Origin of the sequence: Flavobacterium ammoniigenes, assembly GCF_020886055.1 — a bacterium.
Taxonomy (GTDB): domain Bacteria; phylum Bacteroidota; class Bacteroidia; order Flavobacteriales; family Flavobacteriaceae; genus Flavobacterium; species Flavobacterium ammoniigenes.
In genome coordinates this window covers 445,546-463,388 of record NZ_AP025184.1, presented here as the reverse complement: position 1 = coordinate 463,388, position 17,843 = coordinate 445,546, and the positions used below count along the sequence as shown (strand labels likewise).

At 33.3% G+C, this 17,843-nt stretch carries 18 protein-coding genes; 9 read left to right on the top strand and 9 right to left on the bottom strand.

The window, feature by feature from the left end; translation table 11 throughout:
- Positions 1 to 18 precede the first annotated feature (18 nt).
- From LPC21_RS02025 to LPC21_RS01995, 8 genes are all read right to left on the bottom strand, one after another.
- Positions 19 to 1,394 (bottom strand): IS3 family transposase gene (locus tag LPC21_RS02025; RefSeq protein WP_420828058.1). Its coding sequence is split into 2 segments (ribosomal slippage): positions 19 to 1,056 and positions 1,059 to 1,394, totalling 1,374 coding nucleotides; the frame shifts between segments, so codons are not numbered across the junction.
- A 793-nt stretch (positions 1,395 to 2,187) separates the two neighbouring features.
- Entirely contained in the window at positions 2,188 to 2,829 is a 642-nt protein-coding gene (locus LPC21_RS02020) for a recombinase family protein (protein ID WP_229317843.1), read from the bottom strand.
- A 385-nt stretch (positions 2,830 to 3,214) separates the two neighbouring features.
- Positions 3,215 to 4,885: a hypothetical protein gene (locus tag LPC21_RS02015; RefSeq protein WP_229317842.1), complete on the bottom strand. Its 1,671-nt coding sequence runs from the start codon at positions 4,883 to 4,885 to the stop codon at positions 3,215 to 3,217.
- 110 nt (positions 4,886 to 4,995) lie between these two features.
- Positions 4,996 to 5,499: a hypothetical protein gene (locus LPC21_RS02010; RefSeq protein ID WP_229317841.1), complete on the bottom strand. Its 504-nt coding sequence runs from the start codon at positions 5,497 to 5,499 to the stop codon at positions 4,996 to 4,998.
- A 105-nt stretch (positions 5,500 to 5,604) separates the two neighbouring features.
- Entirely contained in the window at positions 5,605 to 6,819 is a 1,215-nt protein-coding gene (locus LPC21_RS02005; protein WP_229317840.1) for a tyrosine-type recombinase/integrase, read from the bottom strand.
- Between the two features lie 4 nt (positions 6,820 to 6,823).
- A complete protein-coding gene (locus tag LPC21_RS10305) occupies positions 6,824 to 7,012 on the bottom strand; it encodes a helix-turn-helix transcriptional regulator (protein ID WP_420828063.1) in 189 nt (62 codons plus the stop codon).
- 234 nt (positions 7,013 to 7,246) lie between these two features.
- A complete protein-coding gene (locus LPC21_RS02000; RefSeq protein ID WP_229317839.1) occupies positions 7,247 to 7,543 on the bottom strand; it encodes a hypothetical protein in 297 nt (98 codons plus the stop codon).
- Between the two features lie 644 nt (positions 7,544 to 8,187).
- Complete coding sequence (locus LPC21_RS01995) at positions 8,188 to 8,775, bottom strand: riboflavin synthase (RefSeq protein ID WP_229317838.1); 588 nt, start codon at positions 8,773 to 8,775, stop codon at positions 8,188 to 8,190.
- Positions 8,776 to 8,836: 61 nt separating this feature from the next.
- Between LPC21_RS01995 and pdxA the strand changes: the two genes are divergently transcribed.
- The 8 genes from pdxA to mtgA all read left to right on the top strand — a co-directional run bounded on the left by pdxA (position 8,837) and on the right by mtgA (position 15,164).
- Entirely contained in the window at positions 8,837 to 9,901 is a 1,065-nt protein-coding gene (gene pdxA, locus LPC21_RS01990) for a 4-hydroxythreonine-4-phosphate dehydrogenase PdxA (RefSeq protein WP_229317837.1), read from the top strand.
- Between the two features lie 66 nt (positions 9,902 to 9,967).
- Positions 9,968 to 10,510 carry a YceD family protein gene (locus LPC21_RS01985; RefSeq protein ID WP_229317836.1) on the top strand — a complete coding sequence of 181 codons (543 nt, stop codon included), beginning with the start codon at positions 9,968 to 9,970 and terminating at the stop codon, positions 10,508 to 10,510.
- 9 nt (positions 10,511 to 10,519) lie between these two features.
- Positions 10,520 to 10,714: a 50S ribosomal protein L32 gene (gene rpmF / locus LPC21_RS01980; RefSeq protein WP_031455170.1), complete on the top strand. Its 195-nt coding sequence runs from the start codon at positions 10,520 to 10,522 to the stop codon at positions 10,712 to 10,714.
- A gap of 171 nt (positions 10,715 to 10,885) precedes the next feature.
- Positions 10,886 to 11,884 carry a beta-ketoacyl-ACP synthase III gene (locus tag LPC21_RS01975; protein ID WP_229317835.1) on the top strand — a complete coding sequence of 333 codons (999 nt, stop codon included), beginning with the start codon at positions 10,886 to 10,888 and terminating at the stop codon, positions 11,882 to 11,884.
- 23 nt (positions 11,885 to 11,907) lie between these two features.
- Positions 11,908 to 12,393 (top strand): acetyl-CoA carboxylase biotin carboxyl carrier protein, encoded by a 486-nt coding sequence (gene accB, locus LPC21_RS01970; protein ID WP_229317834.1) that lies wholly within the window; start codon positions 11,908 to 11,910, stop codon positions 12,391 to 12,393.
- A gap of 69 nt (positions 12,394 to 12,462) precedes the next feature.
- Positions 12,463 to 13,809 (top strand): acetyl-CoA carboxylase biotin carboxylase subunit, encoded by a 1,347-nt coding sequence (accC, locus tag LPC21_RS01965; RefSeq protein ID WP_229317833.1) that lies wholly within the window; start codon positions 12,463 to 12,465, stop codon positions 13,807 to 13,809.
- 185 nt (positions 13,810 to 13,994) lie between these two features.
- Positions 13,995 to 14,462: a DUF1569 domain-containing protein gene (locus LPC21_RS01960; protein ID WP_229317832.1), complete on the top strand. Its 468-nt coding sequence runs from the start codon at positions 13,995 to 13,997 to the stop codon at positions 14,460 to 14,462.
- A gap of 24 nt (positions 14,463 to 14,486) precedes the next feature.
- The gene (gene mtgA / locus LPC21_RS01955; RefSeq protein WP_229317831.1) at positions 14,487 to 15,164 is read left to right on the top strand and encodes a monofunctional biosynthetic peptidoglycan transglycosylase; all 678 of its coding nucleotides are present in this window, start codon (positions 14,487 to 14,489) and stop codon (positions 15,162 to 15,164) included.
- A 90-nt stretch (positions 15,165 to 15,254) separates the two neighbouring features.
- Here the strand turns inward: mtgA and LPC21_RS01950 are convergent, their stop codons facing one another.
- Complete coding sequence (locus tag LPC21_RS01950) at positions 15,255 to 16,196, bottom strand: alpha/beta hydrolase (RefSeq protein ID WP_229317830.1); 942 nt, start codon at positions 16,194 to 16,196, stop codon at positions 15,255 to 15,257.
- Positions 16,197 to 16,375: 179 nt separating this feature from the next.
- On the opposite strand from LPC21_RS01950, the gene LPC21_RS01945 reads away from it, so the two are divergent.
- Entirely contained in the window at positions 16,376 to 17,821 is a 1,446-nt protein-coding gene (locus LPC21_RS01945) for an MFS transporter (protein WP_229317829.1), read from the top strand.
- Positions 17,822 to 17,843: the final 22 nt, after the last annotated feature.

Sequence of the window (17,843 nt, the reverse complement as noted above, 5' to 3'; positions counted from 1 at the left end):
GAGTATTTAGTTAATAATTCAAAGATAAATGTTTTTATTATTTGTTGTTAATTTTATTTTTTGGTACTCATTTCTGCGATTAATAATTGCAATTTTCTTTAATTTTTCTCTTTCTTTTAATATCATTTCTCCTCTTCCAAAATAAATATCTGCAGGTGTTAAGTTGTTTAATGATTCATGATATCGTTCATTATTGTATCGTTCAACAAACTTTTTCAAAGCAGCTTCTAATTCTTCTGGAGCGAAGTAATTATCGAGTTTTACCACATTTTTCATGGTTCTATGGTATCTTTCAATCTTTCCTTGTGTTTGCGGATGATTGGGTCTACCATGCACTTGTTCCATTTGATAATTGTCTTTTAAATAGGATTTTAATTCGCCTGCAATGTAGCACGAACCATTGTCTGACAAAAGTTTGGGCTTCTGTTTAGTGATTAATTTTGCCTTTTTTATTGCCGTGTCAACAGTTCTTTTTACATCATCAGCTTTCATGTGAGAGCAAAGTTCCCAGTGCACAATATATCGGCTATAATCGTCCAAAACCGTACTCAGATAATACCAGCCCCAACCTATTATTTTAAAATAGGTAAAATCAGTTTGCCACATTTGATGAACAAAGCCTGTTTTGTCTTTAAATTCATTTCCCGCACTCAGAAAAATATGAGCTGGAGCCGTAATTAACCCCCTTGATTTTAAAATTCTGTAAACACTTGATTCTGATATAAATATTTGTTGCTCATCGGTTATTTTATAAGCTAATTCACGTGAAGATAAATCAGGATAATCCAAAGCTAATTTTACAACTAAATTCTTCTGTTCTTGTGGAATACTATTCCATTGTCGTTTTGATGTTCGTTGAGTTGGAATTAAACCTTCAACACCATTTTCGCTGTACGCATGATACCAGTTGTAAAATGTACTCTTGTTGATTCCAATCTCACGAAGTGTTCGATTAACACCAATTTCAGAGCGAGTAACCATATGAATGATTTCTTGCTTTTCGGATACTGTAAGTCGCATATATTTCTTAAACTTTTCAGTTAATCCAGCATGTCTAAGCTTTTTTTTACAAGATCGTATCGTAAAACCAAATCAGCAATCATGACTTTTAATGCCTGGTTTTCTTTCTTGAGTTCTGCTACTTCATCACTCGTGGCTTCTCTTGTTATGTCGCCTGCTAATCGCTTTTTACCAGCTTCTAAAAACTCTTTATTCCACTTATAAAACTGAGATTCATTAATGGAATACTTACGACACAATTCTGCAACTGACATTTCTGCTCGTAAAGCTTCCATTACGATTTGGATTTTCTGTTCAGAACTAAAGATTCTTCGTGTGTTTCTACGAATGTCTTTGATGAAATTTTCTGCTGTTTTTTTCTTTGGTGTTTTCATGATAATTCAAATTTAAAGATTTTGAAAACACTCTCTTAGTTTTGATCTAAATCAGTCCACTTTTTGCTGGCGATTTACATTGGGAATTTAGGTAATTTCTGGTCAACAACAAGATATTTAAAATCTATGATAGAAGTTTTGAATTTAGATAATGGATCCCCAGAAGCTACTTTTTTTCTTCCTGAAAAAGGTTTTGGGATGTCGATTAGATGTTTAAAAAATAATAAAAGCAGCAGGTTTAATTTTAACGATTAATAATATAAATCAACTTAAATAGGTTGAAATAATCTTATGAAAATTTACATATTTCATATTTATAGCTATTTATTAGTAAAACAAATAGTACTATGAAAAATCAATCAAAAATCCGGAAGATCATTTTAACAGAGACCCAAGTAAAGAAATTAATTGATACAGTGATGAAACAATCGATAATTGAACAATCTGAACAATCTAAGGGTAACCGATTAATTTCATTTAATTAAGATGTATCCAAAATAAAATTTAAACATTTCAAACACTTCTCATTGATTGAGAGGTGTTTTTTTTGCCAATTAAAAAGGGCTAGTTTCCAAAAAAAATGAAAAAAAATTTGGAAATCAAAACTGATATAGAAAGCCGATTTACAGAAAAAATTGAAAAAAAATTCTTTTAAATTAGGGTCCCCCTCTAAGGCAACAAAGTTTTGAGGCTATTTTAACATCGGATACGGTCAGGGGGTCCCCTAATTCCTCACGGGGATGGTGGAGGGGGGGAGCTATTCAATTAATAATGCTTAATTAATTTACTTTCTTCATTTCAATTTACATTTATTAATATTTAATATCTCCTTAACTTTTTTTACAGTATTAGCAGAAACTTTATAATCTGAATCTGATGATAATTTTGCTATTTGTCTTAACGATAATGTAGGGTTCGTTTTAAGTGCCTTCACCGTACGTTTGTGTTTTGATAATGTTACTTCCATTGAATCCATTGTGCCTAGCTTTCTTCCTTTATATAGGAAAGGATTTCTCAGACGAGCCGCTATAATTCCTTCTTTCTGACGCTCAAGCAGGCTATTTTTCTCCAATGAGCTAAGCTCACTTAAAATTGTGGTTAATAGGTTAAATACAGGATTTGCTTTTCCATTTATCATTGATTCTAATCCCAAATTGTCGATTTTAACAACTACTCCTTTATCAAAGAGGTATTTCAGAGATTGCAAAACGTTAATAGTATCACGTCCACAGCGATCAATCGCGTGAAAGCTTAAATAATTAATTTCGCCAGCATCAATTGCCTCAATCAACTTTTTCCCTTCTGGTCTTTCAGCAAATGGAACCGAACCACTTATTATGTCAATGAACAAAGTTTCATCTGGATGTGCTTTTATAAGCTGACGAAGGTTTGTTTGATTTTTGGTGCTCTGACGAATGTAACGTGCTTTCTTCATAATAGTGTTGATTTATAATAGAAAATTGTGCAAATATAGGATGGTGCTTTTTGCACGGAACTTATGATATGTTTACTTATTCTATGAAATATTTGTTTTGTGGTGTGTATGACTATAGTCTAATATTTCACAAGGCGAGTGTAAAAGGAATAAATGACCTACGCCAGTTTATTGTAATTATTTTAATGGTTTTTTTAAAAAAGTTGCCAATGATTAACGAATACATCAATTCTTCTTAAGAGTTTAAAACTCGTAAAATCACTGGTAAGGTCCTATTTCATTGCCAATTGTTATTGATTTGAATAATTTTTTTATATGTGTTAAATACGACATATTGATGTATGAAATACGACATATTGAGGTGATTATATCCTGTTTCCTTATACTAGGTTTGAATACTTCGTTTTAATTTCTTATTCCATTCAGCTAGTTTCACAGGATTGTCACCGTAAAGGTATTTTACAGCTAAATCTATATTCGACTCGTTAATATTAATGAGTTTCTTATTCAGACTTTTTGAAGTTATTTTGTGTTTTAAGAGGATTTCATCTATTTGAGTTTCATTGGGACTTTGTCTATGAAAACTTATTTGTTCAGATTTTACTCCTACCTTCTTCTTGGTTAGTTCTTCAATTTCTTTGACCATCTCATACTCAACTAATTTTATGTGATCCATGGTAGTGATAATGCAATCGTGAATCGTGAATATTGGAGCTGTTGGGTGATTCTCTAGTATATTAAATGTAGCTTTCTCTAACACAATAAATGCTTCGCATCGTTGAAGTAGTATGGCGAAGTCACGAGATGTATACAGTCGATGAAAAAGAGTAATGAAATTATCAACTTGAGGGTATTTAGTTTCGAAACCTCTGTTAACACGGTCAGCTCCTCTGTGTATTTCATTTGAATTAAACAAGATATTCATGATGCTCTTCTTGACAGAATTTCTATTTAATTTAATGACTTCATCATTTATTACTTCAAGATCTGTTTCTTTTTTAAAAATATCTTCAGCAAGCGAAGAATAAAAGTCTTTGTTGGCAAAATCGAAGTCTGAAAATTCTTCAATCTCTTTTTTGTCGTTATCATTGAAATATTCACCCAAGACATAATTAGTGTTGCCAGGTTTGCGGCTAAAATTAATAATATCTAAATTTTTAAAAAAGTGCATTAATTTAGGATAGATGTTGTTGATGTGATATTCGGAATCGGATTCAGAACTACAAAATTGAGGGTTTAAAATAGAAGCAAAAATATATACTTGACACGCTGACATATCAACTTCGCCAATCTCCTTACCATTAATAAACAAAAATTGTCTTAACACCTTAGGTAGGTTTGTTAGTCCATTATAAAATCTATGATTGTTTTCAGAAGAATTAAAATTGATACTACGCTCTTCTAATTTGGTTAGCAATTTCAATGATTTGCCAATAAAACTGAATAAACTAAGAAAACTATAATTTGTGTACTTTTTATCAGCATAATAATCCGTTGATTTATCTACCACCGCCAACAAAAAAGCTTTCAATAAATTATGGTCCACAGAAAAGTCATGAACATTAAATTGATCTATTAAATGTGGATATTCCTTGTTATCATTGTCAAATAACAACAATTCTTCTGCTATCTGCTTTGACGTCTTAGTAGAATTAATTTTAGCTAATACACCAGATATTCTTTCACTAAACTCAATACTTAAAGTGCAGCCAGTATTATAATTCTCATTTAATCTAAAACTATAAGATTTCTTCTTTTTATCATAAGGTAAACAATCTATAATTTTATTATACTTTAAAATATTCTTAATAGTAGCAGTCCTAGATGTTTTACCACCCTTACCAATAACTTCTTGAAGCATCTTATCATTTAAAATTATATATCCATTTTCTACCATATGATCAGGATATTCTTCATCAATACATAAAAGAGATAAAAAATATACCATTCCATCTTTTACAAATTGTTTATAAGTCTCATTTCTTTCTATATTATTAATTAATTCATCAATATTTAAATTTGAAGGAACTCTTCCTTCTTTCAATTTATATTTCATAATTGTCTTTTATTTAATTTTATTATTTATAAATATCTGCGAGCCCACTATAAGTGACCGAGGTTTTGATTATGTCGGATATAATTAAACATCTTCATTAGTTAATTAATTTATATCGGATTACTTTTTTCTAATGTATTTGAAATTATTTTTTGAATTACTGAATCGGAAATTTTATGTAAAAATGATAAGGATTTAGTTTCTAAATTATCATCTTGAATATATTTCCAATTATATGTGTTTCTTTCATCAGTAACTAAAATGCTTGGTATTTTATCACTTAATTTGATTTTAAAAAAATCTCTTAATCCTTTTTTGTTGTATTTTAAGCCAGCGTCAACAATATATATTTTACCATCAGAATCCAACTCACACCATGTATGATAATCACCTACATCGGAACCTTTTAATTTTCCATAAACTGCATATTTATCCATATTTTTATATTTCAAAGCTAATTTTCCAGTTACTTTTTTGGTTTTATATCCCATAGTATTTAAAATTTCAGTCATGCAATGTCCAGTTAGGTAGCAAATTCCTGTAGGTTCATTATTAAAAGTATTTTCAATGCTTTCTTGTAGATTTTTAGCGATTCTATTTAATTGTTTTTCCATAATTAGTTTTTTATTTTTCTATTGTAATTATCAGCGAGGCCAATAATAAGTAACAGAGGTTATTATTAATTTTCAATTGAAAAAAGACTTAGTTTACAAACTTGGTTACAGTAAGTGCTGATTTATAGCTTTAGTACTTTCTAAATCTATACTAGCTAGATAGTGCTCAGTCACGATTGAATTAGAATGCCCCAGCATTTCCCCGATGTCGTCTTTTGAAACACCAGCTCTTCGAAGTGAAGTAGCATAAGCATCACGAGCAGTTTTTAGTTTCAATGGTATTGTTATACCAAGTTTAGTTCCCAAACTTTTTAGATCTTTATTAATTTGTTTACTCATCTTTTTACTTTTGTTTTCGAATGTATTATCGGCATAACCTTCATTTAACTTTCCTATTATGAATGGACTATGCTTCTTACCAACACGTTCAAAAAGTGCTAATAGTTCATTACTCAACGGGACCACGATTTCTTTTTTATTGTTCTTACGGGTAGTTTCTGTTTTTTTTCTAAAGAATATCAGGTAATCTCCTTTTATATTGTCCCAACGCATCCTTAATAGATCTGCGAAATTGATACCGTTACATCGGTAAAGGATCTCCCATATATTCTTGGCATATTCTTCGTGTTCTGATGAAAATTCCTTTAACTCGATTATACTTTTTATGTTATCGTTTGACATCACTAATTTCCTAGGAAAGAAATTTTGAATGGAGTAACCACCTTTACCAAAAGGATATCTATAGCTAGATGGTATAACACAGTTTTCATTTGAAAAGTAATTGATTATACGTCTTAGATCTCTCAAACTAGAGTCGATGGCACTCTGTGTCACATTGTTTTTAGTTCTTGTTTTTACAAATTGATTTATATATGCGGGATTTATATCTAACACATTAATGTTAGGGCTATGATTACTAAATACATTTCTGGTGTATTGAAAATGTTTTTGTGTCTTAGGTTTCAAAGATTTATTCTCATTTATAAATTGATCAAAAAGATCACTCAAGAACAAAGATCCTGTGTTGTTACTTTCTTCTTCTTTTTTGAAAAACAATGTTCTAAATTCATCTTTATTAAATTGTTTTTGGTCTCGATATATTTTTTCACATTTGTTAATGTATAATGTACAAGTTTCCCTAAATTCAATGCTTGCTTTATCCATTGATGTCTTGACGAAAATATTATGATGTTGAACTATAGTCATTTTGCTGATTATCAAAAAAAATTGCTCGTTCCCCACATTTACACGAATAGTCAGATTGTATAGACCTCCCTTTTTCTCCACTCTGGTGTCGAGATATAAGTTAAATTTTGCCATTTGATTATAGTTTTATTAGTTGTGGTAGATCTTCTCTCATTTCACATCCGTTTGCAAGCCAGTGATCGATTATATCTTTATCAAATAAGGTTGATCGATTCACTTTTATGTGTGGAATTGTATTAGAGCTCACCTTTTTGTATATATAAGATTCGGAGAGTTTGATGTACTGGTGTAGCATTCTTACAGTCATATATTTGTTATAGTTTATCATCTTTTTGTTTTTTTAAATTTGTTTAGAATAAATCGATAAGCTATTTTAAACTTATCTTTCAATTTTGGTTTAGGTGTGTCTGTGTTTAATTCGCATATTATATCGTCGATCAGCTTTTTTTCTAATCTATCACCTGGCATTTTTATCATATATATTTTAGTTTAATATATTAAGTCAATAAAAAAGACTTATAAAATTGATTTAAAAAAAAGTCTAAGGATATAGACTTTCGTATTCATTGATCGCTAAGATTTGAATCTCTCTCCTAGCATCTTCATACGCATTTGGATCATCTTTACCTTTAGGGTAATCTATTTCTTTTCCAAAGTTTCGGGTGAAGACTCTCTTCTTTTTCCCCGAATCATCAAACCAATAGCCTCTTGCTGCTAAGTAGCATATTTGGTTTGAGGGTTGAACCACACGCGTAATATTGAATTCTGGTTCAATAACCATTCGTAGTCGTCTGATTTGGACCAAATAATTTTTAAATGCATGTGATATGTTTTTCATATGAATAATGTTCGATATTTTCTTACCATCATTATCAATAATATTAGTGACATCATGATTTGATAACTCATAAAAAGCCCGAACTTCTTTTTTTAAATCCTCAAGTTTTTTTAAATAGGGACCGTTTTCAAGTTGTGTTAGCGTTGATGGCTTGAAGTTGTCATTGTCGATGAAGTGCAGAAACTCATCACTGGAGCTGTCCTGAAAGTTTAAATTTTTCAATGGTATATTATTATAAAAGAAAAAAAACAAATACACAATATGGCTCTCGTTCCCAAATAATAGGTGTTGCAAAAAGTCGATCATTTTTTTATTTTTAAATTTAAGGCAAAATTACTGACTTATTTTAAATATGCAAATATTTTTTAATATTTTTTTATTTTGAATAGAATCTCAACATATTCAGGTGTTGTTTTCTAACCATCGTGTGCATGGTTTTAAGCATGGTTTTTGAAAGTCAGTGCTAAAAGGTACAAGTTTTAAATAGATCTATTTGAAATAAACCCTTGATTTCAGTGGGATTAAGGCTTGGTTCATTTTTGCATTTTCTGCTCATAATCAGGTGGTCCCTGGTTCGAGCCCAGGTGGGACCACAAAAAAAGCCTTTCAATAATTGAAAGGCTTTTTTATTAAATTAGATTTATTTATCTGTTTCCGTGCAAACGGCTCACGTACTTCCCAATCACATCGAACTCTAAATTGATAACAGTGCCAATTTGAAACGCATTGAAATTAGTATGCTCGTAAGTATAGGGAATAATGGCTACGCTAAATTGATTTGCTTTTGAATTGACAACCGTTAAACTGACTCCGTTTACCGTAATTGAACCTTTTTCTATGGTGATGTTGTTGAGAGCTGAGTCGTATTCAAAAGTGTAGTGCCAACTCCCGCCTGCTTCTTCAATCGCAACGCAAGTTCCAATTTGATCCACATGACCTTGAACAATATGACCGTCCAACCGATCGCCCAATTTCATGGCGCGTTCCAAATTAATAGCGTCTCCCACTTTCCAGTGAGACAAATTGGTTTTGTTGATTGTTTCGGCAATTGCCGTTACGGTATAGGTGTTGTCTTTAATAGCAACTACGGTCAAGCAAACTCCGTTGTGCGCTACACTTTGGTCAATTTTTAATTCGCCAGTTATACTTGATGCCACTGTAATATGGACATTGTCTTGGTCTTTTTGTATTTCTTGAACTCTTCCGAGTGTTTCTATAATCCCTGTAAACATTTCTTGTTTTATTTTACTAAATTTGCAGTTCAAAATTAGTAATAAATAAGCTCAAGGCAGTATGAAAAAAGCAGAAAATATAATTGTTGGAATTTCGATCGGAGATTTAAACGGTATTGGAAGCGAAGTGGTGCTAAAAACATTTGAAGATGTAAGAATGTTGGAATTGTGTACGCCTGTTATTTTTGCTAATGTAAAACAACTTTCGTTCATCAAACGCAACTTGGAATCCGAAATAAATTTGCACGGAATTGACCGTTTAGATCAATTGGTTGTAGGTAAAATCAATGTGTTGAACGTATGGAGAGAAGGTTTTGATCTGAATTTGGGTACCAATGATCCAACTGTTGGGGAGTATGCTATCAAATCATTTGTAGCCGCTACCCAGGCATTGAAAGATGGCCAGGTTGATGTATTGGTAACCGCTCCAATTAATAAATACAATAGTCAATCGGATACGTTTAAATTCCCTGGTCATACGGATTATTTGGCACAAGAATTAGAAGGCGATGCGTTGATGTTCATGGTGCAAGATAATTTACGTGTAGGCTTGTTGACCGATCATATACCGGTAAGTGAGGTAGCTTCTCATTTGACAGAAGCCTTAATTACTAAAAAAATTGAAACAATAAAACAATCGTTAATTCAGGATTTTAGCATTAACAAACCTAGAATTGCTGTATTAGGAGTCAATCCACATTGTGGAGACGGTGGAGTGATTGGCGATGAAGACGATGCGATTTTAAAACCAACTTTGAAAAAGATTTTTGAAAAAGGTACTTTGGTTTTTGGACCTTTCCCGGCTGATGGTTTTTTTGGAAGCAATCAATACGAAAAATACGATGCGGTAATTGCTACCTATCACGACCAAGGCTTGATTCCATTTAAGACCTTGTCTTTTGGTAATGGCGTAAATTATACCGCAGGATTGAATAAAATTAGAACTTCGCCCGATCACGGCACGGCCTACGATATAGCAGGAAAAGGAATAGCCGATTTTAATTCGTTCAAAGAAGCGGTGTATTTGGCGATTGATATTTTTCATTCGCGAAATCAACACCAAGAAATCAGTCAAAATCCTTTGAAAATAAGACCAAAACAAGAGTTTTCAAAAAAAGGAGAATAAGGCTATTGGATTTATAATAATTTTATATCTTTGCGCTCCCGTAGTTGAGGGTAAAATGCTGTTGAAATGAAGAAGACTAAAGAATATTTAATTCCCTTTGTAGGATTAAAGCTAGGAAAACATCATTTTGAATATCAAATAGACAATACGTTCTTTGACCTCTTTGAATATGACGAATTTCAAAATTCGGATATCAAAGTAAGTGTAGTTTTAGAGAAAAAATCCAACATGCTGGAAATCAGTTTCAAGCAAGAAGGAAAAGTAAATGTACCCTGTGATGTTACAGGAGAAGATTTTGATTTGCCAATCAAAAGCAAAATGAAATTGATTGTTCGCTTTGGCGAAGAATTCAATAATGATAACGAAGAGTTATTGATTTTGCCTTTCGGCGAATTTGAAGTCGATATTGCACAGTATATTTATGAAATGATTGTACTTTCAGTACCTCTAAGACGCGTTCATCCAGGAGTAAAAGATGGGACTTTAAAGTCGGAAGCTTTAAAAAAACTGAATGAATTAGCAGTCAAAGAAACCAAAATAGAGAATAAAAAAGAAGAAAATATTGACCCTCGCTGGGACAAATTAAAGCAACTATTAACGGATAAATAATATAGTAAAATGGCACATCCTAAAAGAAAAATCTCGAAAACAAGAAGAGATAAGAGAAGAACACATTATAAAGCAACTGTAGCTCAAATCGCTACTTGTCCTATTACTGGAGAAGCACACTTATACCACAGAGCTTACTGGCACGAAGGTAAAATGTACTACAGAGGACAGGTGGTTATTGATAAATCAGAAGCTGTTGCTTAATACATTTTTGTAGGTAAAATAGAACTCTCACCATGTGAGAGTTTTTTTTGTTGTCTATAATTTTCATCAAATTAGAGTGCTAAAAGGTTCGGATTAGAATTTTTTTTGTAATTTTCAAATCTTTTAAAAATTTCTCAAATGCCTAGCATTTGATTGCAATAAACGAATACAATGAGTACAATCACAGCCGCAATTACCGCTGTTGGAGCTTATGTTCCAGATTTTGTTTTAACTAACGAAATCCTTGAAACATTGGTCGATACCAATGACGAATGGATTACCGCTCGTACAGGAATTAAAGAAAGACGTATTCTGAAAGACGATAGTAAAGGAACTTCTTACCTTGCTATTATGGCTGCTAAAGATTTAATGGCCAAAGCTAATTTAGATCCTTTAGAGATTGATTTAGTTATAGTAGCAACTGCTACTGCTGATATGCCTGTTGCAGCTACCGCTGCTTATGTGGCTACCGAAATTGGCGCAACCAATGCATTTGGGTATGATTTACAAGCAGCTTGTTCTAGCTTCTTGTTCGGAATGTCAACTGCTGCAGCCTACATCCAATCAGGAAGATATAAAAAAGTAATGCTAATTGGTGCCGATAAAATGTCATCTATTGTAGATTACACTGATCGTGCAACTTGTATTATTTTTGGAGATGGTGCTGGTGCTGCTTTATTTGAACCAAATTATGAAGGTTTAGGATTGTTAGATGAATATTTACGTTCCGATGGAATTGGACGTGATTTCTTGAAAATCCCAGCTGGAGGTTCATTAATACCTACTACAATTGACACGGTTAAAGAAAACCGTCACAATATTATTCAAGATGGGAAAACCGTTTTTAAATATGCCGTAACTAATATGGCTGATGCCAGCGAACACATCTTGAAAAGAAATAATTTAACTAATGAAGACGTGAATTGGTTAGTGCCACACCAAGCTAATAAACGTATCATTGACGCTACTGCTAGCCGAATGAATTTAGAAGAAGAGAAAGTTTTGATGAATATCGAACGATATGGCAATACAACTTCGGCTACTTTACCATTAGTCTTGAACGATTTTGAAAAACAATTCAAAAAAGGAGATACAATAATATTTGCTGCTTTTGGTGGTGGATTTACTTGGGGTTCTATTTATTTGAAATGGGCCTACGACAAAAAATAAATGTAAACTAAAAACAAATCATTATGGATTTAAAAGAAATTCAAAACCTAATCAAATTTGTTGCAAACTCAGGAGTTGCAGAGGTTAAATTGGAGATGGACGATGTAAAAGTAACCATCAGAACGACTTTAGAAGGTAATGCTACTGAAACAACCTATGTGCAGCAAATGCCGGCACAACCAATGTTACAACAAGCAGTTGCTCCAGCAGCAGCTCCAGTAGCGGCTGCACCAGCAGCTCCAGCGGCACCGGTTGCGGAGGAGTCTAAATACGTTACTATCAAATCACCAATTATTGGAACTTTCTATAGAAAACCTTCTCCAGACAAACCTGTTTTTGTTGAGGTAGGAAGTAGTATCGGAAAAGGAGATGTTTTGTGTGTAATTGAAGCTATGAAATTATTCAACGAAATCGAATCTGAAATTTCAGGTAAAATCGTTAAAATTTTAGTGGACGATATGTCTCCAGTAGAATTTGATCAACCTTTATTCTTAGTAGATCCATCTTAATTTGAAAATATAGTCATTTGAATTCATTTTCAAATTTTCAAGTTGTTTAATTTTTCAAATTAAAAATCTATGTTTAAAAAAATATTAATTGCAAATAGAGGAGAGATTGCACTTCGTGTTATTCGTACTTGCAAAGAGATGGGCATCAAAACAGTGGCTGTTTATTCTACTGCTGATGCGGAAAGTTTACACGTAAAATTTGCAGATGAAGCTGTGTGTATTGGTCCCGCTCCAAGTAATCTATCCTATTTGAAAATGTCCAATATTATTGCTGCTGCAGAAATTACTAATGCAGATGCAATTCACCCAGGATATGGTTTCCTTTCTGAAAACTCAAAATTCTCAAAAATCTGTCAAGAGCACGGAATCAAATTTATTGGTGCAGCTCCTGAAATGATTGATCGAATGGGAGACAAAGCTTCGGCTAAAGCGACCATGATTGAAGCAGGTGTTCCTTGTGTGCCTGGTTCTGTTGGAATTTTAGAATCGTATGAACAAGCTGCTGAATTGGCAAACCAATTTGGTTACCCAGTAATGCTAAAAGCTACCGCTGGTGGTGGTGGAAAAGGAATGCGTGCTGTTTGGAAAGAAGAAGATTTATTAAAAGCTTGGGAAGGCGCTCGTCAAGAGTCGGCTGCCGCTTTTGGAAATGATGGCATGTATTTGGAGAAATTAATCGAAGAGCCACGTCATATCGAAATTCAAGTGGTAGGAGATTCTTACGGTAAAGCGTGTCACCTTTCGGAAAGAGATTGTTCAGTACAACGTCGTCACCAAAAATTAACTGAAGAAACACCTTCGCCATTTATGACCGACGAATTGCGTCTAAAAATGGGAGAAGCTGCAGTAAAAGCTGCCGAATATATTAAATACGAAGGCGCTGGAACAGTTGAATTTTTAGTAGACAAACACCGTAATTTCTATTTCATGGAAATGAATACGCGTATCCAAGTGGAGCATCCAATTACCGAACAAGTAATTGATTACGACTTGATTCGTGAGCAAATATTAGTGGCTGCAGGTGTGCCAATTTCTGGTAAAAATTATTTACCACAATTACATGCTATCGAATGCCGTATCAATGCCGAAGATCCATATAATGACTTCCGCCCTTCGCCAGGAAAAATCACCACGCTACACATGCCAGGTGGTCACGGTGTACGTTTAGATACGCATGTGTATTCAGGGTATTCTATTCCGCCAAACTACGATTCGATGATTGCCAAGTTGATTACAACTGCGCAAACTCGTGAAGAGGCTATTAGCAAAATGAGAAGAGCACTAGACGAATTTGTAATTGAAGGTGTTAAAACAACCATTCCATTCCACAGACAGTTAATGGATGATCCTCGCTATATTGCTGGAGATTATACAACAGCATTTATGGATACTTTCAAAATGAATGATCCGGAATAAAAAAAATAGTTCAAATAAAAACCTTGCAGCGATGCAAGGTTTTTTGTTTTAAGCTAATGATGAATAAATTAGTGTATTACACTTGCAGGTATTGATTGAGGTTTACCAAACCATTTTTTCACATTTGTATATAACATTTTTGTATTTTTGATTGAAGGCAAATCCAAAGTGCCCGCCACCATACAATGAAAAACAACTTAGCCTCTTTATTAGATCAACTTGAACATTACATTCCCAAAAATGAATTTGTGGATTTGCAGGTCTCTCAATCTACAGTTGGATGGCAAATTGAACATTCGCTTTTAACCATCAATGGGATAATTACGGTTATTCAAAATTCCGACCCGATAAAATTCCGCAGGAATAGTAGTATTATGAAGTGGATGATATTGGCCACCAAAAAAATACCAAGGGGGAAGGCCAAAGCACCAAAAGTGGTGGTTCCAAAAGAGTTCGTTACACTAGCCGATTTAGAACAGCATTTGGCAAAAGCTAGAAATGCTATTACAACATTGGAATTGATTTCTAAAGATCATTTTTTTACACATCCGTATTTTGGAGATTTGAAAAAGAAACAAACGATTCTTTTTTTAGAAATTCACACCCACCATCATCTGAAAATTATTCGTGATATTGTACGTACGGCTAATTAAGTTAAATCAAACTACTTTCTATTTATGTTGAAATTGAAGCGAATCCTATATAAAATAATTGTCTGGTTTTTTGGGCTCTCTATTTTTTTTGTAGTCTTTTTTAAGTTTGTTCCTGTTCCATTTACCCCTTTAATGGGGATCCGAATCATAGAAAACAAGCTGGATAAAAAACCTATTTATTTTGAACACAATTGGGAACCAATAGAAAACATATCAATGAATTTGCAAAAAGCGGTCATTGCAAGTGAAGATGGTACTTTTTTGCATCATCATGGATTTGATTTTAGCGCCATGCAACAAGCATTTCGAAACAATGCAAATGGGAAAAGAATCAAAGGAGGAAGTACCATTTCGCAACAAACTGCCAAGAATGTATTTCTATGGCAGGGAAGAAGTTATTTTAGAAAAGCTTTAGAAGCTTATTTTACGGTACTTATTGAATTGATTTGGGGCAAAGAGCGCATCATGGAAGTCTATCTCAATAGTATTGAAATGGGAGATGGAATTTACGGCGCACATGCAGCCACTCAATATTGGTACAATAAAGACGCATCCAGTTTAACTAAAATGCAAGCGGCTGGAATCGCGGCTATTTTGCCCAATCCAAGAAAATTCAAGGCCTCCAATTCTACTGCATTTATAAATCGAAGAAAAGAACGAATTGTTCGAGTGATGCGTCACATTGGAACAATTAACTATTAATAAAGCCTCTCATTACTTGAAAGGCTTTATGTTGGGCTATTTAGACTTGAAATTAATTCAAGGGATTGATTTTTTGAAGTTACAAGTTTTTTAATGGAGAATAATTGCATTTTCGGCAAGCCATTTTTCACAAGCTTTCGGCCATTCGGTATGTGTTCCTTTTGTTCCTAAACCAAATCCATGACCGCCATTTTCATAAAGATGCATCTCAACAGGCACATTAAATTTTTTCAAATTCATATAATATTGTATCGAATTTTCAACAGGAACTACTTTATCATCTGAGGCATGAATTAAAAATGTTTTAGGGGTATTGGCGTCGATTTGTTTTTCATTGGAGTATTTATCAACGAGTTCTTTTACTGCGTTTGCCCCTAATAGATTAACTTTTGATCCATTATGTGTAATTCCTTCTTCCATTGAAATAACGGGATAAATTAAAATAGAGAAATCAGGACGAGCACTAATTGTATCTGCATCATATACTTTATCTAGATAATGGGTAGCTAACGTTGATGCCAAATGTCCTCCAGCAGAGAATCCCAAAACGCCAATTTTTGCGGGATCAATATTCCATTCTTTGGCATTACGTCTAATCATTCGGATGGCTTCTTGCGCATCTTGTAAAGGACCAATCGTTTTATCTTTCATAACACGATCCGTTGGGAGTCGGTATTTTAACACAAAAGCTGTAATTCCCAATGTATTCAGCCATAACGCTACTTTTTTACCTTCCTTATGCATGGCTAAATGCGAATAACCACCACCAGGAAAGATCAGTACGGCACTTTGGTTAGCTGTTTCTTTTTTTGGTAAATAAAGGGATAACGTTGGAACGGATACTTGGCTTGTACTTTGTAGTTCTTCATCTTTTATAACTTCTTTCTCAAGGTAATCGGATGCTTTTACTGCACCTGGTATAGATTGATTCCAAACCGGAATTGTATTTATTTGTCCTTTACTAGATATTCCTAATAAGAAAACTATTAGAATACATACATTTTTATTTAATAAAGAAGGAATTCTTATCATGTCTTGTTTTATAATGAGTTTTTTGTCAAAAAACTTGCTATTTAATTTTTTAGATATATATTTGTGTAATCGATTACATTAAAAACTAAAAATTGTATATTTGTGCAAATCAAATTAATACTCTTACGAAAATAGTTAAAATTTAATTGATTTGCTCAACTAACCAAACTAACCTGATTATGACCACCACTAAAAAGAAAGTCGGAAATTTCCGTTGGACTATTTGTAGCTTATTATTTTTTGCTACCACCATTAATTATTTGGATAGACAAGTTCTTTCTTTGACTTGGAGTGATTTTATTGCGCCAGAGTTTCATTGGACCAACAATGACTACGGAAATATTACTGCTTTGTTTTCTATATTTTATGCTGTATCCTTATTGTTTGCAGGTAGATTAGTAGATATTTTAGATACTAAGAAAGGATTTCTTTGGGCTATTGGTGTTTGGTCTTTTGGAGCTTGTTTACATGCATTTGCCGGCATTGCTACTTCAGGAATTCTAACTGGAAATTGGTTAGTAGGATTTGAAGGAGCCAAAAATGCTATTGAAAAAGTTAATGATACAGGAATGGTCATCTCCACTAGTGTGACTTTATTTATTTTAGCTCGATTTGTTTTGGCAGTAGGTGAAGCAGGAAATTTTCCAGCTGCAATTAAAACTACAGCGGAGTATTTTCCAAAAAAAGATAGAGCTTTTTCAACAAGTATATTTAATTCGGGAGCAACAGTTGGGGCTCTAGCAGCACCCATCACCATTCCGTTTATTGCAGAAGCTTTCGGCTGGGAAATGTCCTTTATAATTATTGGAGCCTTGGGTTTTGTTTGGATGGGATTCTGGGTATTATTGTATGATAAACCTGAAAAACATCCTATGGTTAGTCTTGAAGAATTAGAATACATTCAACAAGATGTAATTGCAGATAGTAAATTAGTAGGGTATGTAGCTGAAACGGCTACTAAAGTAAGTTTAAAAGATTGTTTTAGATACAAACAAACCTGGGCTTTTGCTTTTGGTAAATTCATGACCGACGGAGTTTGGTGGTTCTTTTTATTTTGGACGCCAGCCTATTTAAGTTCGGTTTATGAAATGGATGCAACTGAAGCTGCATTGCCATTGTTTGTATTGTATATGATTACTTTGCTGTCTATTATTGGAGGATGGCTACCAACTTATTTTGTAGAAAAGAAAGGTATGAATCCGTACGATGGGAGAATGAAAGCGATGTTAATTTTTGCTTTTTTCCCTTTGTTAGCTTTAGTAGCGCAACCTTTAGGACATTATACCTATTGGTTGCCTGTAATTATTATTGGTATAGCAGGAGCAGCGCATCAATCGTGGTCGGCTAATATATTCACTACTGTTGGCGACATGTTTCCTAAAAAAGCAATAGCTACTGTAACAGGAATAGGGGGTTTAGCAGGCGGATTGGGCTCTACTCTAATTAACAAAGGATCGGGTGTTTTGTTTGATCATGCCAAAGACACCAATATGTCATTTATGGGATTTGAAGGTATTGAAGCGGGTTACTTCATTATCTTTTCAATCTGTGCTGTTTGCTATTTAGTAGGTTGGACAGTGATGAAAACCTTGGTTCCAAAATACAGTCCAATCACAGATTTATAAATTATCAATGAAGATTTTAGTT